The organism is Pseudomonas khavaziana (assembly GCF_036704165.1).
GTDB lineage: Bacteria > Pseudomonadota > Gammaproteobacteria > Pseudomonadales > Pseudomonadaceae > Aquipseudomonas > Aquipseudomonas khavaziana.
In genome coordinates this window covers 638,510-657,451 of the sequence record NZ_CP129946.1, presented here as the reverse complement: position 1 = coordinate 657,451, position 18,942 = coordinate 638,510, and the positions used below count along the sequence as shown (strand labels likewise).

The 18,942-nt window shown below is 60.6% G+C and carries 21 protein-coding genes and 1 pseudogene; 19 read left to right on the top strand and 3 right to left on the bottom strand.

Going from position 1 to position 18,942, the window contains the following annotated elements; all coding sequences use genetic code 11:
• The 8 genes from QYQ93_RS02880 to QYQ93_RS02845 all read left to right on the top strand — a co-directional run bounded on the left by QYQ93_RS02880 (position 1) and on the right by QYQ93_RS02845 (position 8,733).
• The gene (locus QYQ93_RS02880) at positions 1 to 702 is read left to right on the top strand and encodes an SPOR domain-containing protein (protein ID WP_043047243.1); all 702 of its coding nucleotides are present in this window, start codon (positions 1 to 3) and stop codon (positions 700 to 702) included.
• 257 nt (positions 703 to 959) lie between these two features.
• Positions 960 to 1,490: an ATP-dependent protease subunit HslV gene (gene hslV / locus QYQ93_RS02875; protein ID WP_003171209.1), complete on the top strand. Its 531-nt coding sequence runs from the start codon at positions 960 to 962 to the stop codon at positions 1,488 to 1,490.
• A 38-nt stretch (positions 1,491 to 1,528) separates the two neighbouring features.
• The gene (hslU, locus tag QYQ93_RS02870; RefSeq protein WP_217881257.1) at positions 1,529 to 2,866 is read left to right on the top strand and encodes an ATP-dependent protease ATPase subunit HslU; all 1,338 of its coding nucleotides are present in this window, start codon (positions 1,529 to 1,531) and stop codon (positions 2,864 to 2,866) included.
• Between the two features lie 147 nt (positions 2,867 to 3,013).
• Positions 3,014 to 3,391, top strand: coding sequence for a gamma-butyrobetaine hydroxylase-like domain-containing protein (locus tag QYQ93_RS02865; protein WP_043047245.1), 378 nt, complete (start codon positions 3,014 to 3,016; stop codon positions 3,389 to 3,391).
• Positions 3,392 to 3,640: 249 nt separating this feature from the next.
• Positions 3,641 to 5,320, top strand: a complete 1,680-nt coding sequence (gene phaC / locus QYQ93_RS02860; protein WP_338476284.1) for a class II poly(R)-hydroxyalkanoic acid synthase — start codon at positions 3,641 to 3,643, stop codon at positions 5,318 to 5,320.
• A gap of 146 nt (positions 5,321 to 5,466) precedes the next feature.
• Positions 5,467 to 6,312, top strand: a complete 846-nt coding sequence (gene phaZ, locus QYQ93_RS02855; protein ID WP_043047247.1) for a poly(3-hydroxyalkanoate) depolymerase — start codon at positions 5,467 to 5,469, stop codon at positions 6,310 to 6,312.
• Between the two features lie 90 nt (positions 6,313 to 6,402).
• On the top strand, positions 6,403 to 8,085 hold the full coding sequence (gene phaC, locus QYQ93_RS02850; protein WP_338476283.1) for a class II poly(R)-hydroxyalkanoic acid synthase: 1,683 nt from the start codon (positions 6,403 to 6,405) through the stop codon (positions 8,083 to 8,085).
• Between the two features lie 27 nt (positions 8,086 to 8,112).
• On the top strand, positions 8,113 to 8,733 hold the full coding sequence (locus QYQ93_RS02845) for a TetR/AcrR family transcriptional regulator (RefSeq protein ID WP_043047249.1): 621 nt from the start codon (positions 8,113 to 8,115) through the stop codon (positions 8,731 to 8,733).
• Positions 8,734 to 8,920: 187 nt separating this feature from the next.
• Here the strand turns inward: QYQ93_RS02845 and QYQ93_RS02840 are convergent, their stop codons facing one another.
• The 3 genes from QYQ93_RS02840 to QYQ93_RS02830 all read right to left on the bottom strand — a co-directional run bounded on the left by QYQ93_RS02840 (position 8,921) and on the right by QYQ93_RS02830 (position 10,671).
• Positions 8,921 to 9,856 (bottom strand): phasin family protein, encoded by a 936-nt coding sequence (locus QYQ93_RS02840; RefSeq protein WP_043047250.1) that lies wholly within the window; start codon positions 9,854 to 9,856, stop codon positions 8,921 to 8,923.
• 12 nt (positions 9,857 to 9,868) lie between these two features.
• Positions 9,869 to 10,291: a phasin family protein gene (locus QYQ93_RS02835; RefSeq protein WP_043047251.1), complete on the bottom strand. Its 423-nt coding sequence runs from the start codon at positions 10,289 to 10,291 to the stop codon at positions 9,869 to 9,871.
• Positions 10,292 to 10,395: 104 nt separating this feature from the next.
• Positions 10,396 to 10,671: a polyhydroxyalkanoic acid system family protein gene (locus QYQ93_RS02830; RefSeq protein ID WP_043047252.1), complete on the bottom strand. Its 276-nt coding sequence runs from the start codon at positions 10,669 to 10,671 to the stop codon at positions 10,396 to 10,398.
• Between the two features lie 145 nt (positions 10,672 to 10,816).
• Here QYQ93_RS02830 and ubiE point away from each other — a divergent pair, with 145 nt between their 5' ends.
• The 11 genes and pseudogenes from ubiE to QYQ93_RS28485 all read left to right on the top strand — a co-directional run bounded on the left by ubiE (position 10,817) and on the right by QYQ93_RS28485 (position 18,903).
• Complete coding sequence (gene ubiE, locus QYQ93_RS02825) at positions 10,817 to 11,587, top strand: bifunctional demethylmenaquinone methyltransferase/2-methoxy-6-polyprenyl-1,4-benzoquinol methylase UbiE (RefSeq protein ID WP_003171186.1); 771 nt, start codon at positions 10,817 to 10,819, stop codon at positions 11,585 to 11,587.
• The gene (locus QYQ93_RS02820) at positions 11,587 to 12,210 is read left to right on the top strand and encodes a ubiquinone biosynthesis accessory factor UbiJ (protein ID WP_043047253.1); all 624 of its coding nucleotides are present in this window, start codon (positions 11,587 to 11,589) and stop codon (positions 12,208 to 12,210) included. The genes ubiE and QYQ93_RS02820 overlap by 1 nt, the downstream gene beginning before the upstream one ends.
• Complete coding sequence (ubiB, locus tag QYQ93_RS02815) at positions 12,207 to 13,811, top strand: ubiquinone biosynthesis regulatory protein kinase UbiB (RefSeq protein WP_043047254.1); 1,605 nt, start codon at positions 12,207 to 12,209, stop codon at positions 13,809 to 13,811. Before QYQ93_RS02820 ends, ubiB begins: the two co-directional genes overlap by 4 nt.
• Before the next feature lie 41 nt (positions 13,812 to 13,852).
• Positions 13,853 to 14,245 carry a phosphoribosyl-AMP cyclohydrolase gene (hisI, locus tag QYQ93_RS02810; protein ID WP_338476282.1) on the top strand — a complete coding sequence of 131 codons (393 nt, stop codon included), beginning with the start codon at positions 13,853 to 13,855 and terminating at the stop codon, positions 14,243 to 14,245.
• A 2-nt stretch (positions 14,246 to 14,247) separates the two neighbouring features.
• On the top strand, positions 14,248 to 14,580 hold the full coding sequence (locus tag QYQ93_RS02805) for a phosphoribosyl-ATP diphosphatase (RefSeq protein ID WP_003209299.1): 333 nt from the start codon (positions 14,248 to 14,250) through the stop codon (positions 14,578 to 14,580).
• A gap of 26 nt (positions 14,581 to 14,606) precedes the next feature.
• Positions 14,607 to 14,885, top strand: a complete 279-nt coding sequence (locus QYQ93_RS02800) for a twin-arginine translocase TatA/TatE family subunit (protein ID WP_043047256.1) — start codon at positions 14,607 to 14,609, stop codon at positions 14,883 to 14,885.
• A gap of 10 nt (positions 14,886 to 14,895) precedes the next feature.
• Entirely contained in the window at positions 14,896 to 15,291 is a 396-nt protein-coding gene (gene tatB, locus QYQ93_RS02795; RefSeq protein WP_043047257.1) for a Sec-independent protein translocase protein TatB, read from the top strand.
• Positions 15,288 to 16,079: a twin-arginine translocase subunit TatC gene (gene tatC / locus QYQ93_RS02790; protein WP_043047258.1), complete on the top strand. Its 792-nt coding sequence runs from the start codon at positions 15,288 to 15,290 to the stop codon at positions 16,077 to 16,079. Before tatB ends, tatC begins: the two co-directional genes overlap by 4 nt.
• Positions 16,076 to 16,783, top strand: a complete 708-nt coding sequence (locus tag QYQ93_RS02785; protein WP_338476281.1) for a 16S rRNA (uracil(1498)-N(3))-methyltransferase — start codon at positions 16,076 to 16,078, stop codon at positions 16,781 to 16,783. The genes tatC and QYQ93_RS02785 overlap by 4 nt, the downstream gene beginning before the upstream one ends.
• A gap of 203 nt (positions 16,784 to 16,986) precedes the next feature.
• Positions 16,987 to 18,045: pseudogene (locus tag QYQ93_RS28490) on the top strand (methyl-accepting chemotaxis protein); the annotation flags it as partial.
• Complete coding sequence (locus QYQ93_RS28485) at positions 18,031 to 18,903, top strand: methyl-accepting chemotaxis protein (RefSeq protein WP_422394049.1); 873 nt, start codon at positions 18,031 to 18,033, stop codon at positions 18,901 to 18,903. The pseudogene QYQ93_RS28490 and the gene QYQ93_RS28485, both read left to right, overlap by 15 nt.
• Positions 18,904 to 18,942: the final 39 nt, after the last annotated feature.

Sequence of the window (18,942 nt, the reverse complement as noted above, 5' to 3'; positions counted from 1 at the left end):
TTGGCTGCCAAGAAAAAACCTGCACCCAAGCGCGGCGCCAGCCGCTACCAGGCCCCGGCGAAACAGCCGATTCCGGGCTGGCTGTGGATGGCTATCGGCCTCACGGTCGGTGCATTCATCGTATTTTTGATGAAGCTTGAACCCGGTCAGGGCGATGACGTCAAGCGCGTCAAACAGGAGCAGCAGAAAGCCACAAAAATCGCCGAGGCCAACAAGACCGCGCCGAGCCCGACTGCACCGGTGAAGCCAAAGTACGACTTCTACACCCTGCTGCCGGAATCGGAAGTGATCGTGCCACCCGAGGCCGTGCCGGAGAAAACCCTGCCGACGCCGCAAGTGCCAACCACGCCGGTGACACCTGCGGAAGCCGCGAAAATCGACACGGCCCGGGCCCAGGCTGCACTGGCCGGGATCACGCCGCCACCACCACCGCCGGTCGCTGCCACCAAGGCCGCGCCGGTGACCAAGTTCTTCCTGCAGGCGGGCTCGTTCCCGAAACAGGCGGATGCCGATCGCGTGCGTGCGCAGATCATCCTGTTGGGCCAGTCGGTGACGGTGGAATCCGGCACGGTGAAGGAAGCGACCTGGTATCGCGTATTGGTAGGGCCGTTCAGCAACCGTGAGCAATTAACCGTGGCGCAGAAACAATTGGCTGGCGCCGGGTTCAGCAACCTGTTGTTACAACAGCGCCAGAGTCGCTGATTCCGAAGGCATAGCAGGACTAATGTGGGAGGGGGCTTGCTTCCAATGGCGGTGGACCAGTCAGCATATCCGGCGACTGATACACCGCCATCGGGAGCAAGCCCCCTCCCACATTTGGTTTTGCGGTGTTCTTGGATAGGTGTCGGATCAATAACACCGCTCGTCCGCACACCGGTCCTACGGTTGAAATCCCCACCGCCACCCCCATATGAGTTTCCATCAGGGCATTTTCGCCCCGCTGCGTGGAGACTCTCCCCTTGACCACCATCGTTTCAGTACGTCGCCACGGCAAAGTTGTCATGGGCGGCGACGGCCAGGTTTCCCTGGGCAACACCGTGATGAAAGGCAACGCGAAAAAAGTGCGTCGCCTGTACCACGGCCAGGTACTTGCCGGTTTCGCAGGCGCTACCGCCGACGCCTTTACCCTCTTCGAACGCTTCGAAGGCCAGCTTGAGAAACATCAGGGCCACCTGGTGCGCGCCGCTGTCGAACTGGCCAAGGAATGGCGCACCGACCGCTCCCTCAGCCGCCTTGAAGCCATGCTTGCCGTCGCCAACAAAGACGCTTCCCTGATCATCACCGGCAATGGCGACGTGGTAGAACCTGAGCACGGCTTGATCGCCATGGGTTCCGGCGGTGGCTACGCCCAGGCTGCGGCCAGTGCGTTGCTGAAGAAAACCGACCTGTCGGCCCGGGAAATCGTCGAGACCGCCCTGGGCATCGCCGGCGATATCTGCGTGTTCACCAACCACAACCAGACCATTGAGGAGCAGGACCTCGCCGAGTAAGCCTTAGGCTTATTCTCGCTTGAGGCCGCCAAACAACTATGTCCATGACTCCCCGCGAAATCGTCCATGAACTCAATCGCCATATCATCGGCCAGGACGATGCCAAGCGCGCCGTTGCCATCGCCCTGCGTAACCGCTGGCGCCGGATGCAACTGCCGGAAGAACTGCGCGTTGAAGTAACGCCCAAGAACATCCTGATGATCGGCCCGACCGGTGTCGGTAAAACCGAAATCGCCCGACGTCTGGCCAAGTTGGCCAATGCCCCGTTCATCAAGGTGGAAGCGACCAAATTCACCGAAGTCGGCTATGTGGGCCGCGACGTCGAGTCGATCATTCGTGACCTGGCCGATGCTGCCCTGAAGATGCTGCGCGAACAGGAAGTGACCAAGGTCAGCCACCGCGCCGAAGATGCCGCTGAAGAACGCATCCTCGATGCCCTGCTGCCACCGGCACGCATGGGTTTCAACGAAGACGCCGCATCGTCCTCGGATTCCAACACCCGCCAACTGTTCCGCAAGCGTCTGCGTGAAGGCCAGCTGGATGACAAGGAAATCGAGATCGAAGTGGCCGAAGTGTCCGGTGTGGATATTTCCGCTCCGCCGGGCATGGAAGAAATGACCAGCCAGTTGCAGAACCTGTTCGCCAACATGGGCAAGGGCAAGAAGAAGAGCCGCAAGCTCAAGGTCAAGGAAGCGCTCAAGCTGGTGCGCGACGAAGAAGCCGGGCGCCTGGTCAATGAGGAAGAACTCAAGGCCAAGGCACTGGAAGCCGTTGAGCAGCATGGCATCGTGTTTATCGATGAGATCGATAAGGTGGCCAAGCGCGGCAACTCCGGCGGCGTCGATGTCTCCCGTGAAGGCGTGCAGCGCGACCTGCTGCCGCTGATCGAGGGATGCACAGTCAACACCAAGCTGGGCATGGTCAAGACCGACCACATCCTGTTTATTGCCTCCGGCGCCTTCCACCTGAGCAAGCCAAGCGACCTGGTGCCCGAGCTGCAAGGCCGCCTGCCGATTCGCGTGGAACTCAAGGCGCTGACCCCGGGCGACTTCGAGCGCATCCTCAGCGAACCCCACGCATCGCTCACCGAGCAATACCGTGAGCTGCTGAAAACCGAGGGCCTGGGTATCGAGTTCCAGGCCGACGGCATCAAGCGTTTGGCGGAAATCGCCTGGCAGGTCAACGAGAAGACCGAGAACATTGGTGCCCGTCGCCTGCATACCCTGCTTGAGCGCCTGCTTGAGGAAGTGTCGTTCAGTGCTGGTGACATGGCCGGTGCGCAGAATGGCGAAGCGATCCAGATCGATGCTGACTACGTCAACAGCCACCTGGGCGAATTGGCGCAGAACGAAGATCTGTCGCGGTATATTCTGTAAAACTCACACCGAACTGCTTTGCTTCAAATGTGAGAGGGGGCTTGCTCCCGATGGCGGTGTATCAGTATCAGATGAGCTGACTGACACACCGCCATCGGGAGCAAGCCCCCTCCCACATTTAAGCCGGTTTATTCAGGAGCATCCCATATGGCCAAGTTTCCTAGCGCAGTAAACCTGCATAAAACCTCCAATACCCTTGGCCTGACTTACGGTCCGGATGAAACCTACCAACTGCCCGCCGAATTCCTGCGGGTGCACTCGCCTTCCGCCGAGGTCCAGGGCCACGGCAAACCCATCCTGCAATTCGGCAAGCTCAACGTCAGGTTGAACAAGGTCGAACCGGCCGGCCAGTACGCACTGAAATTGACCTTCGACGACGGCCATGACAGTGGACTGTTCACCTGGGACTACCTCTACCAACTGGCCGTACGTCAGGACGCACTGTGGAGCGATTACCTGGCCGAGCTCAAAGCGGCCGGAAAAACCCGCGACCCGAACCAGTCGGTCGTGCGGCTGATGCTCTAGCCCAGGCGTCTTGCTCTTTAGAGGGCATTTTCTAATTTCATCTGCTTGAATGCCCTGTCGCGAGGCCAATGATCGGCCTGCTTGCGAAAAAAAATAAACTCGGGTAACCAATGGAACTGGCAAGTTCCCTGCATTTGACGATGCGGTATCAACGGTCACCCGGGTCGCAGTACCAGGCTGGTGTCGTGTATCGAAATTGGGTGCGCAGCAATCGCCGGTACTCGTCTTTCGGACAATGGAGCGTCGTAGATGAGTAACAAGAATAACGATGACTTGAAACGCCAGGCGTCGGAAAACACCTTGGGGCTGAACCCGATCATCGCGTTACGCAAAAAGGATTTATTGGCCTCGGCCAGGATGGTGCTGACCCAAGCCATCAAGCAACCGTTGCACAGCGTCAAGCACGTCGCCCACTTTGGCGTCGAATTGAAGAATGTGATGTTCGGCAAATCCCCACTGGTACCCGAGGGCGACGACCGTCGCTTCAACGACCCGGCCTGGAGCCAGAACCCGCTCTACAAACGCTACCTGCAGACTTACCTGGCGTGGCGCAAGGAACTCCACGACTGGATCGACGACAGCAGCCTGTCGGCACAGGACATCAGCCGCGGCCATTTCGTGATCAACCTGATGACCGAAGCCATGGCCCCCACCAATAGCGCGGCCAACCCGGCGGCGGTCAAGCGCTTCTTTGAAACCGGCGGTAAAAGCCTGCTCGACGGCTTGTCCCACCTGGCCAAGGACATGGTGCATAACGGCGGCATGCCGAGCCAGGTCAACATGGGCGCCTTTGAAGTCGGCAAGACGTTGGGCACCAGCGAAGGCGCGGTGGTGTTTCGCAACGATGTGCTGGAGCTGATCCAATACAAGCCCACCACCGAGCAAGTACACGAGCGCCCACTGCTGGTGGTGCCGCCGCAGATCAACAAATTCTACATATTCGACCTGTGCCCGGATAAGAGCCTGGCGCGCTTCTGCCTGCGCAATGGGCAGCAGACGTTTATCGTCAGCTGGCGCAACCCCACCAAGGCCCAGCGCGAGTGGGGTCTGTCGACTTATATCGAGGCGCTCAAGGAAGCGGTCGATGTGGTCACGGCGATTACCGGCAGCAAGGACGTGAATATGCTCGGCGCCTGCTCCGGGGGCATCACCTGCACCGCGCTGCTGGGCCACTACGCGGCGCTGGGGGAAAAGAAGGTCAATGCCCTGACCCTGCTGGTGAGCGTGCTGGACACTACCCTGGACACCCAGGTGGCGCTGTTTGTCGACGAGCAGACTCTGGAGGCGGCCAAGCGCCATTCCTACCAGGCCGGCGTGCTGGAAGGCCGCGACATGGCCAAGGTGTTCGCCTGGATGCGCCCCAACGACCTGATCTGGAACTATTGGGTCAATAACTACCTATTGGGCAACGAGCCGCCGGTGTTCGACATCCTGTTCTGGAACAACGACACCACCCGCTTGCCGGCCGCTTTCCATGGCGACCTGATCGAACTGTTCAAGAACAACCCACTGGTACGCGCCAACGCCCTTGAAGTGTGCGGCACGCCCATCGACCTCAAGCAGGTCACCGCCGATGTCTACGCCCTGGCCGGCACCAACGATCACATCACGCCGTGGCAGTCCTGCTACAAGTCGGCGCAGTTGTTTGGCGGCAAGGTCGAGTTTGTGTTGTCCAGCAGCGGGCATATCCAGAGCATCCTCAACCCGCCGGGCAACCCCAAGGCGCGCTACCAGACCAGCGAGGGCTTGGCGGGCAGCGCACTGGAGTGGCAGGAGAACGCCACCAAGCACACCGATTCGTGGTGGCTGCATTGGCAGGTGTGGCAGGCAGAGCGGGCGGGCAAATTGAAGAAAGCCCCGGCGACATTGGGCAGTAAAACCTATGCCGCCGCCGAAGCGGCGCCAGGTACCTATGTACATGAACGGTAGATTGGAATGAGATCCAAATGTGGGAGGGGGCTTCCCGATAGGGATGGATCAGTGTCAGGTGTGCTCAATGACACACCGCCATCGGGAGCAAGCCCCCTCCCACATTTTGACCGTATTCCTCCTGTAACACTTCACAGGGCTTGAGCATGCCGCAACCGTTCATCTTCCGTACCATCGACCTGGATGGCCAGACCATCCGTACCGCGGTGCGCCCGGGCAAGCCCCACTTGACGCCGCTGCTGGTCTTCAACGGCATCGGCGCCAACCTTGAGCTGGTGTTCCCGTTCGTCCAGGCCCTGGACCCGGACCTGGAAGTGATTGCGTTCGATGTACCCGGCGTTGGCGGTTCCTCGACGCCAAACCGGCCCTATCGCTTCCCCGGCCTGGCCAAACTCACCGCGCGTATGCTCGATTACCTCGACTACGGCCAGGTGAACGCCGTGGGTGTGTCCTGGGGCGGCGCGCTGGCGCAGCAGTTCGCCTATGACTACCCGGAACGCTGCAAGAAGCTGATCCTGGCGGCCACGGCGGCCGGGGCCTTTATGGTCCCCGGCAAGCCCAAGGTTCTGTGGCTGATGGCCAGCCCTCGGCGTTATATCCAACCCTCCCATGTGGTGCGCATTGCTCCGATGATTTATGGCGGCTCGTTCCGCCGCGATTCGAACCTGGCCGCCGAACACGCGAGCAAAGTACGCTCGGCCGGCAAGCTGGGTTACTACTGGCAATTGTTCGCCGGGCTTGGCTGGACCAGCATTCATTGGCTGCACAAGATCCGCCAGCCCACCCTGGTGCTGGCCGGTGACGATGACCCGCTGATCCCGCTGATCAACATGCGCATGCTGGCCTGGCGCATCCCGAATGCGCAGTTGCACATCATCGATGACGGCCACCTGTTCCTGATCACCCGGGCCGAAGCCGTGGCGCCGATCATCATGAAGTTTCTCGAGGAGGAGCGCCTGCGCGCTGTGATACATCCGCGACCGGCGGTGTGAAGGATCACACCAACGCGCAACTTGCCAGAAACCGACTAAGGTTCTGGATTGGCGTGCCTGCTTGATGTCTTGACGAAGGAGTGTTGGCTCATGCGAGAAAGACCCGTGACGAACCCGGCGCCCACCCCTGCTGCGTTCATCAACGCGCAAAATGCGATCACCGGCCTCAGGGGGCGCGATCTACTATCGACCCTGCGCACCGTCGCGGCGCACGGCCTGCGCAACCCGATCCACACCGCCCGCCACGCCCTAGCCTTGGGCGGCCAACTGGGCCGCGTGCTGCTGGGTGAAACCGTGCACGAGCCCAACCCCAAGGACAATCGCTTCAGTGACCCCACCTGGAAACTCAACCCGCTGTACCGACGCAGCTTGCAAGCGTATCTGAGCTGGCAGAAGCAGACGCTGCACTGGATCGATGACAGCAACCTCAGTGACGATGATCGCACCCGCGCACAGTTCGCCTTCGCCCTGCTCAACGATGCCGTTTCCCCTTCCAACACCCTGCTCAACCCACTGGCGATCAAGGAACTGCTCAACTCCGGTGGAAGCAGTGTAGTGCGCGGTGTGAGCAACCTCTTCGAAGACCTGCTGCACAACGATGGCCTGCCGCGCCAGGTCAGCAAGCACGCCTTCGAAGTGGGCAAGACAGTAGCGACCACGCCCGGCTCGGTAGTGTTTCGCAACGAGTTGCTGGAGTTGATCCAGTACAAGCCCATGAGCGAAAAACAGTACGCCAAGCCGCTGCTGGTGGTGCCGCCGCAAATCAACAAGTACTACATCTTCGACCTGAGCCCGGCCAACAGTTTTGTGCAATACGCCCTGAAAAACGGGCTGCAGACGTTCATGGTCAGTTGGCGCAACCCGGATGTGCGTCATCGCGAATGGGGCCTGTCCACCTACGTGGCCGCGCTTGAAGAAGCGCTCAACGTCTGCCGGGCGATCAGCGGCGCACGCGAGGTCAACCTGATGGGCGCCTGCGCCGGTGGCCTGACCATCGCTGCCCTGCAAGGCCACCTGCAAGCCAAGCGCCAGTTGCGGCGTATCTCCAGCGCCAGCTACCTGGTGAGCCTGCTGGACAGCCAGATCGACAGCCCCGCGACCTTGTTTGCCGATGAGCAGACCCTGGAAGCTGCCAAGCGCCGCTCCTATCAGCAAGGCGTGCTGGACGGCCGCGACATGGCCAAGGTGTTTGCATGGATGCGCCCCAACGACCTGATCTGGAGCTACTGGATCAACAATTACCTGTTGGGCAAGGAGCCACCGGCCTTCGACATCCTGTACTGGAACAACGACAACACACGCCTGCCTGCCGCCTTGCACGGCGACCTGCTGGACTTCTTCAAGCACAACCCGCTGAGCCATCCCGGCGGGCTGGAAGTGTGTGGCACCCCCATCGACCTACGCAAAGTCACGGTGGACAGTTTCAGCGTGGCCGGGATCAACGACCACATCACGCCCTGGGACGCGGTGTATCGCTCAACCCAGTTGCTGGGCGGCGAGCGGCGCTTTGTACTGTCCAACAGCGGGCATATCCAGAGCATCCTCAACCCGCCGGGCAACTCCAAGGCCAACTACGTCGAAAACCTCAAGCTGAGCAGCGACCCTCGCGCCTGGTACTACGACGCCCAGCACGTCGAAGGCAGTTGGTGGCCGCAGTGGCTGGCGTGGGTGCAGCAGCGCTCCGGTGTACAACGCCAGACCCTCACCGCCCTGGGCAACCAGAACTACCCACCGATGGAAGCGGCGCCAGGCACTTACGTGCGGGTGCGCTGAGCTCAACGATCAGATTAAGAAGACTGGATGAAGACCCGCGACCGTATCCTTGAATGTGCCCTGCAGCTGTTCAACCAGAAGGGTGAGCCGAACGTGTCGACCATGGAGGTGGCCAATGAAATGGGGATCAGCCCCGGCAACCTCTACTACCACTTCCACGGCAAGGAGCCGCTGGTGCTCGGGCTGTTCGAGCGCTTCCAATGCGAATTGGCGCCCTTGCTCGACCCTCCCGCCGACGCGCAACTGGAGGCCGAGGATTACTGGCTGTTCCTGCACCTGATTGTCGAGCGCATGGCTCATTACCGGTTTCTGTTCCAGGACCTGTCGAACCTGGCCGGGCGCTTGCCGAAGCTGGCCAAGGGGATTCGCCTCCTGCTCACGGCGCTCAAACGAACATTGGCGTCCTTGCTCGCGCGTTTGAAGACGGCAGGGCAACTGGTCAGTGATACCCAGGCGTTGGGGCAACTGGTGGAGCAGATCACCCTGACCCTGCTGTTTTCCCTGGATTACCAACGGATTCTGGACCGTGAAGGTGAGATACGGGTGGTGGTGTACCAGATCATGATGCTGGTGGCACCCCATCTGCTGCCGACGGCGCGGCAGGCGACTGAGCGGTTCGCCTTGAAGTACCTGGATGACGCGGATTAAACATGTAGGAGCGAGCTAGCTCGCGAAAAACGTCAACGATAACGGGGGCTTCCTGAATAAACGCGGCGTCTTTGAGTTTTTCGCGAGCAAGCTCGCTCCTACAAAATTGGGCCATGCGGCGTTTTTCAGGTTTGCATAAAAAACGCCCGATCTTCGCAGACCGGGCGTTTTTTGTGTCCCGTAGAAATCAGGACTGACTGGATGGCGTCGGGGTGGCCGGCGTTGCAGTCGGGGTAGCTGCCGCTTGCGTGGGTGCGGACACCGAATTGGCGGAAGAAGCGGCCGGTGCTGGCGCCGTGGCTGGCTTGGCCGTTGCGGCGGGCTTTGCGGCTGCCGGTTTTTTCGCTACCGCAGGCTTTTTGGCCGCTGCAGGTTTTGCCGCTGGTTTCGCAGCGGCGGGCTTGGCAGCCGGTTTAGCGGCAGCGGTTTTAGCCGCAGGTTTGGCAGCCGGTTTCGCCGCTGGTTTGGCGGCGGTTTTAGCGGCCACTGGCTTAGCGGCAGGCTTGGTAGCCGGTTTGGCGGCAGCGGTTTTAGCCGCTGGCTTGGCCGCAGGTTTTGCAGCAGCTTTGGCTGGCGCTTTTGCTGCGGGTTTTGCAGCCGGCTTGGCGGCGGCTTTAACCAGAGGCTTGGCGGCAGTTTTGGCGGCGGGTTTTGCGGCGGCGGTTTTAGCTGCTGGTTTGGCCGCCGGTTTTGCTGCAGGCTTGGCTGCGGCGGTCTTGGCGGGAGCCGCTTTGGCGCCGGTGAGTTTTTCGATTTGCTTGGTCAGGGTATCGACCTTGCTGTGCAGGGTTTTCAGCTCAGCCTTGCTTGGCACGCCCAGTCGCGAAATAGCACTGTTGAGGCGTTTGTCGAATGTCTCTTCCAACTTGCCCCATGTATCCGAAATGCTCGATTTGGCCGAACCCGCACTGGCCTTGGCAGCGTCTACTTTTTTACCAACCGTGCTCTTGGTCAACTTCTCGGCCTTCTCGCCGTCTTTAACCAGGGTCTCGAAGAGTTTGCTGCCGTCACTGTCGATCTTCGAGTACACGCCTAAACCAGCGAGCCAGATTTTGCGGGAATATTCTTCAACTTTCCCGACCCACGAGCTGCCTTCTTTCTGAGTAGTCTTTTTAACAGCCATCCCGATGTCTCCTTAGTGTTTACGCGCGACACGTTCGAGCAATGCCGTCAGCTCTTCGAGCTTAGCAGAGAGTGTCTCCACGTCATGTTTAGACGCAATGCCGATCCGATTCAAGGCACTGCCGACACGAGTATCAAAAGCTTTTTCAACTTTATCCAGTTGAACTTCAACCAGGCCTTTGACGCTGGAGACGTTACTCCTTACTTGGTCAATCTGACTGTTAGCAGCATCAAGTTGTTCAACTACAACTTTTTTGCCTTTGCTTTCAACACGTTGACCACTCTTAACCAGCTCTTTGAAGTAATCGCCGCCCTCGCTGCCGACCTTGGCATAGGCACCAAGGCCTGCCAGCCAGATCTTGCGGGCATAGCTTTTAACCTCACTCAGGGTAGTGGTCTGAACGTCGATTTTTTTCTTCAACATAACTTTGGCCATGGTGCACCTCACACAAAATAGGGTGGCGGACGGCCCGCAGGAGTTGAGGGCTTGGGCACAAAGTAGGGTTAAAAATTAGAATCGGCACCCTAAGAACATCAAGCTCAGGCCAGCGCTTTATCCAGGGCTTTTTCGATTTCGGACTTGATCGTGCCGCTCATGGCCGACATCAACAGGCCCAGTTCCACGTCGATACGCAGTGAGTCATCGGCCACTGCCACCGTGCCTTTGATCCCTGAACGCTTGAGCTTGAGGGTATCGCCAGACCATGAGGACTCCACGCCATATTTATCCTCGAGCTTGCGCGCCAATTGCTCGGCCTTTGCCCGCGCCTGTTCTTTTCCCAGGGTGTGTTCACGCTCAACGGTAATACGGGCCATTGCAATGACTCCTCTTTATAACGACTCGGAACACCCGCCATGCGGCAAAAGGTCTCGGTGAGGGTCTATCTTACCTGCAGCCTTGCCAAGACAAAGTAGGCCCTGGGGATTATCATGTCCCGCATTCTCTTTTGGTGACAGCGATATGACTGATCAGCGCAAAGGCAGCGATGCCGAACCCACCACTCACTTCGGCTTCAAGAACGTCCCGGAAAGCCAGAAAGCGGAAAAAGTCGCTGAGGTGTTCCACTCCGTGGCGGCCAAGTACGACCTGATGAACGACGTGCTCTCCGGTGGCATGCACCGCCTGTGGAAGCGCTTCACCATCGAGCTGTCGGGCGTACGCACCGGCAACCGCGTGCTGGACATCGCCGGTGGCACGGGTGACCTGGCGGCGAAGTTCTCCAAGCTGGTTGGCCCGACCGGCCAGGTGGTATTGGCCGATATCAACGGTTCGATGCTCAAGGTTGGCCGCGACCGCCTGCTCGACAAAGGCGTGGCCGGCAATATCGAATTCGTCCAGGCCGATGCCGAGAAGCTGCCGTTCCCCGACAATCATTTCGACTGCGTGACCATCGCCTTCGGCCTGCGCAACGTCACCCATAAGGAAGACGCGATCCGCTCGATGCTGCGCGTCCTCAAGCCGGGTGGCCGCCTGTTGGTACTGGAATTCTCCAAGCCGACCAACGCGCTGATGTCCAAGGTCTACGACACCTACTCGTTCGCCTTCATGCCGCTGATGGGCAAGTTGATCACCAACGACGCCGAGAGTTACCGCTACCTGGCCGAATCGATCCGCATGCACCCAGACCAGGAGACCCTGAAGTCGATGATGGTTGAAGCCGGTTTCGACCGCGTGACCTACCACAACATGACCTCCGGCATCGTCGCCCTGCACCGCGGCATCAAGCCCTGATGCTGCTGCAAGGTCTTCTCGCCAGCGTCGAACACGGCCTCAACCGTGTACTGCGCCTGGACAGCACCGCCCTGGCGCGGCTCGCGCACTTGAACGGCAAAGTCATTGCCGTCGACTGCCGCAGCCCCGCCGTGCAGCTGTTTATCCTGCCCAGCGATGAAGGCCTGCTGCTCGCCACCCAATGGGCCGCCGAAGCTGACTGCACCCTGCGTGCACCGGCCTCCAGCCTGTTGCACCTGGCGCTGAGCCGCAACAAAACCGCCATCCTCCACGGCCCCGAGGTGGAGCTGGAAGGCGACAGCGCGGTGCTGATGGACCTGGCCGCCGTGCTGCAAGACCTGGAGCTGGACTGGGAATACGAACTGTCGCGCTGGATAGGCCCCGTCGCCACCCAGTTGATCAGCGGGCACCTGCGCAGCCGCACGCGCTGGTATCAGCAGGGGTTCGCCAGCCTCAACCAGAACCTCGCCGAATACCTGAGCGAAGAATCGCGCACCCTGGTCGGGCAACGGGAAGCGCAAGCGCGCTTTCGCGAGCTCGACAAGGCCAAAATCGACCTGGAACGCCTCGAGGCCCGCTTCGAGCGCCTGAGCCGTTCCCTTGATCCAAGCGATAACGCATGAAGCTGCTCGCCGTCCGCCGTTTGTTTCGTATCCAGCGCGTCGTAATCCGCTACCGCCTCGATGACCTGCTGTTTGCCCTGCCCCTGCCGTGGTTTTTGCTGGCGGTGCGTTTCGTACTGCCGTGGCGCTGGTTGCCGCGCAAGCAGCTGGAGCTGAGCCGTGGAGCGCGTCTGCGCCTGGCGCTGCAGGACCTGGGGCCGATCTTTATCAAGTTCGGGCAGATCCTCTCGACCCGCCGCGACCTGCTGCCCGAAGACATCGCCGACGAGCTGATGCTGCTGCAGGACCGCGTGCCGCCGTTCGACTCGCAGCAGTCCATGGCGCTGATCGAAGCACAACTGGGCAGGAAGATCAGCGAGGTGTTCAGCCGCTTCGACGTCGAGCCACTGGCCTCGGCGTCGGTGGCACAAGTGCACGCCGCGCAGCTCAAGACCGGCGAAGAAGTGGTGGTGAAGGTCATTCGCCCAGGCCTCAAGCCGATCATCGGCCAGGACCTGGCGTGGCTGTTTATCCTCGCCCGCGCCGCCGAACGCTTCTCCGCCGATGCGCGTTTGCTGCACCCGGTGGATGTGGTCGCCGACTACGAAAAAACCATCTACGACGAACTCGACCTGCTGCGCGAAGCGGCCAACGCCAGCCAATTGCGACGCAACTTCGAAGGCTCGCAACTGCTGTACGTGCCGCAAGTGTATTGGGACTGGTGCCGGCCGAAAGTGCTGGTGATGGAGCGCATCTACGGCGTGCAGGTTACCGACCTCGCTACCCTGGCCGACCAGCGCACCGACATGAAGATGCTTGCCGAGCGCGGTGTGGAGATTTTCTTCACCCAGGTGTTCCGCGACAGTTTCTTCCACGCCGATATGCACCCGGGCAACATCTTCGTCAGCACCGTCAACCCGTGGAGCCCGCAGTACATCGCCATCGACTGCGGCATCGTCGGCAGCCTGACCCCGGAAGACCAGGACTACCTGGCCCGCAACCTGTTTGCCTTCTTCAAGCGCGACTACCGCCGCGTGGCGCAGTTGCACATTGATTCGGGCTGGGTGCCGGCGGAAACCAAGCTCAATGAATTCGAAGCGGCGATCCGCACGGTGTGCGAGCCGATCTTTGAAAAACCGTTAAAAGATATTTCCTTCGGCCAGGTACTGATGCGTCTGTTCCAGACCGCGCGGCGCTTCAATATGGAAGTGCAGCCGCAGCTGGTGCTGTTGCAGAAGACCTTGCTGAACATCGAGGGCCTGGGCCGCCAGTTGTACCCGGACCTCGACCTGTGGAACACCGCCCAACCGTTCCTGGAACGCTGGATGCGCGAGCGGATGAGCCCGAAAACCATGCTGGGCAACCTGCACAGCCAGATGGAACAACTGCCCCATTTGGCGAATATGACCCGCGATCTGCTGGAGCGCATGTCCCAGCCGCACGCCAAGGATCCCGCACCGCCGTGGAAAAAGCGCAAGGACGACTGGTTCCTGCGCCTGCTGGGCGCCGCGCACCTGGTGGGCGGCGTGATGCTGGCGGTTGGCGGCCCATTGAACCAGCTGGGCCATTGGCCGGCCGGGATCATGGTAGCCGTGGGCGTTTATCTGATCGTGCGTCGATAGCCAATCCGGTTATACACTGTCGCAAATTGCCGGAGCCGAACATGAAAGACTGGCTGGACGAGATCAAGTGGGACAGTGACGGCCTGGTGCCGGCCATTGCCCAGGACTACAAGACCGGGCGCGTGCTGATGATGGCCTGGATGAACCGCGAGGCCCTGAGCCTCACTGCCACTGAGCAGCGCGCCATCTATTGGTCACGTTCGCGTGGCAAACTGTGGCGCAAGGGCGAAGAGTCCGGGCACGTGCAGGTCCTGCATGAAATCCGCCTGGATTGCGACGCCGACGTGGTGATCCTGATGGTCGACCAGATCGGTGGTATCGCTTGCCATACCGGGCGCCACAGCTGCTTTTATCGCGTGTTCGAGAACGGCGAATGGAAGGTTGTGGAACCGGTGCTCAAAGACCCGCACGCCATTTATTCCGCAGGACACTGAACATGAGCGATACCCTGAACCGTGTGGCCCAGGTGCTGGAAGACCGCAAAGGCGCGGATGCCGACAGCTCCTATGTCGCCAGCCTGTACCACAAGGGTCTGAACAAGATTCTGGAAAAACTCGGCGAGGAATCCGTCGAGACCATCATTGCGGCCAAGGACGCGCAAATCAGCGGTGATTGCAGCGATGTAATCTATGAGACCGCCGACTTGTGGTTCCATAGCCTGGTCATGCTCGCCCAACTGGGGCAGCATCCACAGGCCGTGCTGGATGAACTGGACCGTCGCTTCGGCCTGTCCGGGCACGCCGAGAAGGCCTCGCGCCCGTCCGCCTGAATAACTAAGACTTGAGGATTTGCAGCATGGGCATTTTTGACTGGAAACACTGGATCGTCATTCTGGTGGTGGTTGTTCTGGTGTTCGGCACCAAGAAACTGAAAAACCTCGGCACCGACGTCGGTGAGTCCATCAAGGGCTTTCGTAAAGCCATGAACGACGACGAAAAACCAGCCGAGCCAACGGTAAACCCGGTGCCCCCGGCCCAGCCTGTGCACCCTCAGGCCACCCAGCCGATCACTGAACGTCGCACCTTCGACGTGCAGGCTGAGAAAGTCCAAGAGCCGACCCGCAAAGACTCGTGAGCACTGACTAATGTTTGGTATCAGCTTCTCTGAACTGCTGCTCGTCGGCCTGGTGGCCCTGCTGGTACTGGGGCCGGAACGCCTGCCCGGCGCCGCACGTACCGCCGGCCTGTGGATCGGGCGCCTGAAACGCAGTTTCAACGCGATCAAACAGGAAGTTGAACGGGAAATCGGTGCCGACGAGATCCGCCGGCAATTGCACAACGAACATATCCTGTCGTTGGAGCAGGAGGCACGCAAGATTCTCTCCCCGGTGCAAGAACCGGCCAAGCCGGTTACACCACCGGTGGCCGACCACAGTATCGCGCCCGCCCCCGCTGCCGAGCCCGCTCCGACAGAGCCCGCGCCGACGCCCGTTGCGTCGCCCGCGCCCCATGACCCTACATTGCCGCCGCGAGCCCCATGAGCGCTGATAAACCGGAAAACGACCAGCACATGCCGCTGGTCTCGCACCTCTCCGAGCTGCGTACCCGCCTGCTGCGTTGCGTAGCGGCCATCTTCATCATTTTTGCCGGGTTGTTCGCCTTTACCCAGCAGATCTACACCTTCGTTTCCACGCCGTTGCGCCAGTACCTGCCCGTCGGCGCGACGATGATCGCCACCGATGTGTCGTCGCCGTTCCTGACGCCGTTGAAGTTGACCATGATGGTCTCGCTGTTCCTGGCGATACCGGTGATCCTGCATCAGATCTGGGGCTTTATCGCCCCGGGCCTGTACAAGCATGAAAAACGCATTGCCGTGCCATTGCTGGTGTCGAGCATCCTGCTGTTCTACACCGGCATGGCCTTCGCGTACTTCCTGGTGTTCCCGTTGATCTTCAAATTCTTCGCCGCCGCCACCCCGGCGGGCGTGGAAATGATGACCGACATCACCAGCTACCTCGACTTCGTGATGACGCTGTTCTTCGCCTTCGGCGTCGCCTTCGAAATCCCGGTGGCCGTGGTGTTGCTGGTATGGATCGGCGTAGTCGACGTCAAGTACCTGAAGAAGATCCGCCCGTACGTGATCATCGGCTGCTTCGTGGTCGGCATGATCCTCACGCCGCCGGATATTTTCTCCCAGACCCTGCTGGCCGTGCCGATGTGGATGCTGTTCGAAGTGGGCATCCTGTTCAGCGGCTTGATCAGCAAGCGTGGCGAACACCCGGATGACCAGGCTGCCGACGACGATCAGCCGCCAGCGACCCAGCCGTGAACCTGCTGCTGCTTTTCGATGCCGACTTTATCGCGGCGGACCGGGTGGTGCTGCGTGATCGGCGCCTGGTACATATGCAGGAAGTCCACCGCGCTGTAGTGGGTGACAACCTGCGTGTGGGCCGCCTTGGCGGGCTGATGGGCAATGCCCAGCTGCTGCGCCTGGACGCTGCTGAAGCCGAGCTGCAAGTCAGTTTCGATCAACCGCCGCCGTCCAAACTGCCCCTGACCTTGCTGCTGGCCCTGCCCCGCCCGAAAATGCTGCGCCGGGTGCTGCAAACGGTGGCAGCCATGGGCGTGCCGAAGGTGGTGCTGGTCAACAGCTACCGTGTGGAAAAAAGCTTCTGGCAGACGCCATTCCTGGAGCCTGAAGCGGTCCGCGAGCAACTGATCCTCGGCCTGGAACAGGCGCGGGACACGGTACTGCCCGAGATCATTATCGAGAAGCGCTTCAAGCCGTTTGTCGAAGATCGCCTGCCAGCCATGCTTGAAGGCACCCTGGGCCTGATCGGCCATCCCGGTGATTACCCTGCGTGTCCCCGTGGTCTGGATGAGCCTGTCACCCTGGCGATCGGCCCGGAAGGTGGTTGGATCCCCTATGAGGTGGAGCTGTTGGCTAAAGCCGGTTTGCAACCGGTGCAGCTAGGTGCACGCATCCTGCGGGTGGAAACCGCCGTCACCGCACTGCTCGCTCGACTGTTCTGATATCCAATCCAAAAACACCACAGCCTAAATGTGGGAGGGGGCTTGCCCCCGATAGCGGTGTATCAATCACTGAATATGGTGACTGACACTCTGCCATCGGGAGCAAGCCCCCTCCCACATTGGATCTCTGGCGCTACAGAATCCTATGCATATGCCGATAGCCTCTGAATAAGTCCAAGCCTTGTTCCAGGGGAGTTCGCAGCATGTATCGTTGGTTAGCCGAAAAACTGGGGAATGTCAGCGTCAACCGCAAGCTGAGCGTCGGCTTTGGCCTGGTGTTGATCCTGACGCTGTTGATCACCTTTACCGGCTGGACCGGTCTGGGTGACGTGATCAGCCGCGGCGATAAACTGGGCTTCATCTCCAGCCTCAACGGCCTGACCAAGGACCTGCGCCTGGCGCGCCTGGACTTCGACATGCGCCGCGGCGAACAAGGCACCGACGCGGTCAATGGGCTGCTCGCCCAATTGGACAGCGGCTTGAAAACCGCCGCCGAGCTGATTGAGCAACCCGACGATAAAGCCTTGGTCGAACAACAACTGGAAGCCTTGAACCAGTATAAAAAAGCCTTCGCCGCCATGGTCCAGGCGGGCCTCAAGCGTGAGGGCGCGCGCAGCAAGCTCGGCGATACTGCCGACAATGCCGTGGCCAGGATCAACGAGGTTGAGAAGGCCCTGCTGCAAGGCGACAGCGTCACCCAATTCAATAGCATCGTCGAACTGAGCAAGCTGATCCAGCAAGCGCGCTTCCAGGTACGCGGCTACACCTACAGCGGTAAGGTCGAAGCCGAGCAACCGGCCCTGGATGCCATCGACAACGCCTTGAAGAAAGGCACCGAGCTCGAAGGCCAATTGCCGGCGCAGTATCAGGCCAACCTGCAAGAAGCCGGTGTTTCACTGCAAGCCTACCGTGCTGCAGTCAGCCAGTATCGTGACGCCCAGGTGGCCAGTGCGGCGGCGTTGAAAACCATGACCGCCCAAGGCGATATCCTGTTGGGCCACAGTGACAAACTCACCACATCGCAAACCGCCGTGCGCGATCATGATGCCGCGCAGGCCAAATATTGGCTATTGCTCGCCACCGTACTGGCGCTGATCTTCGGCGTGCTCGCCGCCTGGGCCATTACTCGCCAGATCGTCATCCCCCTGAACCAGACTCTCAAAGTCGCCGAGCGCGTGGCCTCCGGCGATCTGAGCCACAATCTGGATTCCACCCGTCAGGACGAACTGGGCCAGCTGCAACGCGCCATGCAAAGCATGACCGTGGGCCTGCGCGAGTTGATCGGCGGTATCAGCGATGGTGTCACCCAGATCGCCAGCGCGGCCGAGCAGTTGTCCGCGGTCACCGAGCAGACCAGCGCCGGGGTCAATAGCCAGAAAGTCGAGACCGACCAGGTGGCTACCGCCATGAACGAAATGGCCGCCACTGTGCAGGAAGTGGCGCGCAATGCCGAGGAAGCGTCCGAAGCCGCCGTGGCCGCCGACCAGCAGGCCCGTGAAGGCGACCAGGTGGTCGGTGAAGCCATCGCCCAGATCGAGCGCCTGGCGACCGAGGTCGGCAACTCCACGGTCGCCATGGGCGACCTGAAGCGCGAGAGCGATAAGATCGGCAGCGTGCTCGACGTGATCAAGTCCGTGGCCCAGCAGACCAACCTGCTGGCCCTCAACGCAGCCATTGAAGCGGCGCGTGCCGGTGAGGCCGGGCGCGGCTTTGCCGTGGTGGCCGATGAGGTGCGCAGCCTGGCCCAGCGCACGCAGAAGTCCACTGAGGAGATCGAAGAGTTGATCGTCGGCCTGCAAAGCGGCACACAGCAGGTGGCGGCCATCATGGACAACAGTCGTGGTCTGACCGAAAGCAGTGTGGAACTGACGCGCCGGGCCGGTAACGCGCTGGGCAATATCACCCGCACCGTCTCGACCATTCAGGCGATGAACTCACAGATCGCCACCGCCGCCGAGCAACAAAGTGCCGTAGCCGAAGAGATCAACCGCAGCGTGCTGAATGTGCGCGATATCTCCGAGCAAACGGCGGCAGCCAGCGAAGAGACCGCCGCCTCGAGTACCGAACTGGCGCGCCTGGGCACCCATCTGCAAGCATTGGTCGGCCGCTTCCGGGTCTGAGCTGATCCCACCTAAGTGGCGGCCCGTTCTGGGCCGCCT

What these genes read in the sequence shown, in the direction of transcription:
- phaC (WP_338476283.1), top strand. Translation starts at nt 6,403, where the DNA reads ATGCGAGAAAGACCCGTGACGAACCCGGCGCCCACCCCTGCTGCGTTC.
- QYQ93_RS28485 (WP_422394049.1), top strand. Translation starts at nt 18,031, where the DNA reads ATGCAAAGCATGACCGTGGGCCTGCGCGAGTTGATCGGCGGTATCAGC.
- QYQ93_RS02800 (WP_043047256.1), top strand. Translation starts at nt 14,607, where the DNA reads ATGGGCATTTTTGACTGGAAACACTGGATCGTCATTCTGGTGGTGGTT.
- QYQ93_RS02845 (WP_043047249.1), top strand. Translation starts at nt 8,113, where the DNA reads ATGAAGACCCGCGACCGTATCCTTGAATGTGCCCTGCAGCTGTTCAAC.
- QYQ93_RS02835 (WP_043047251.1), bottom strand. Translation starts at nt 10,291, where the DNA reads ATGGCCAAAGTTATGTTGAAGAAAAAAATCGACGTTCAGACCACTACC.
- hslU (WP_217881257.1), top strand. Translation starts at nt 1,529, where the DNA reads ATGTCCATGACTCCCCGCGAAATCGTCCATGAACTCAATCGCCATATC.
- QYQ93_RS02865 (WP_043047245.1), top strand. Translation starts at nt 3,014, where the DNA reads ATGGCCAAGTTTCCTAGCGCAGTAAACCTGCATAAAACCTCCAATACC.
- tatC (WP_043047258.1), top strand. Translation starts at nt 15,288, where the DNA reads ATGAGCGCTGATAAACCGGAAAACGACCAGCACATGCCGCTGGTCTCG.
- ubiE (WP_003171186.1), top strand. Translation starts at nt 10,817, where the DNA reads ATGACTGATCAGCGCAAAGGCAGCGATGCCGAACCCACCACTCACTTC.
- tatB (WP_043047257.1), top strand. Translation starts at nt 14,896, where the DNA reads ATGTTTGGTATCAGCTTCTCTGAACTGCTGCTCGTCGGCCTGGTGGCC.
- QYQ93_RS02840 (WP_043047250.1), bottom strand. Translation starts at nt 9,856, where the DNA reads ATGGCTGTTAAAAAGACTACTCAGAAAGAAGGCAGCTCGTGGGTCGGG.
- QYQ93_RS02805 (WP_003209299.1), top strand. Translation starts at nt 14,248, where the DNA reads ATGAGCGATACCCTGAACCGTGTGGCCCAGGTGCTGGAAGACCGCAAA.
- phaC (WP_338476284.1), top strand. Translation starts at nt 3,641, where the DNA reads ATGAGTAACAAGAATAACGATGACTTGAAACGCCAGGCGTCGGAAAAC.
- hisI (WP_338476282.1), top strand. Translation starts at nt 13,853, where the DNA reads ATGAAAGACTGGCTGGACGAGATCAAGTGGGACAGTGACGGCCTGGTG.
- QYQ93_RS02830 (WP_043047252.1), bottom strand. Translation starts at nt 10,671, where the DNA reads ATGGCCCGTATTACCGTTGAGCGTGAACACACCCTGGGAAAAGAACAG.
- QYQ93_RS02820 (WP_043047253.1), top strand. Translation starts at nt 11,587, where the DNA reads ATGCTGCTGCAAGGTCTTCTCGCCAGCGTCGAACACGGCCTCAACCGT.
- phaZ (WP_043047247.1), top strand. Translation starts at nt 5,467, where the DNA reads ATGCCGCAACCGTTCATCTTCCGTACCATCGACCTGGATGGCCAGACC.
- ubiB (WP_043047254.1), top strand. Translation starts at nt 12,207, where the DNA reads ATGAAGCTGCTCGCCGTCCGCCGTTTGTTTCGTATCCAGCGCGTCGTA.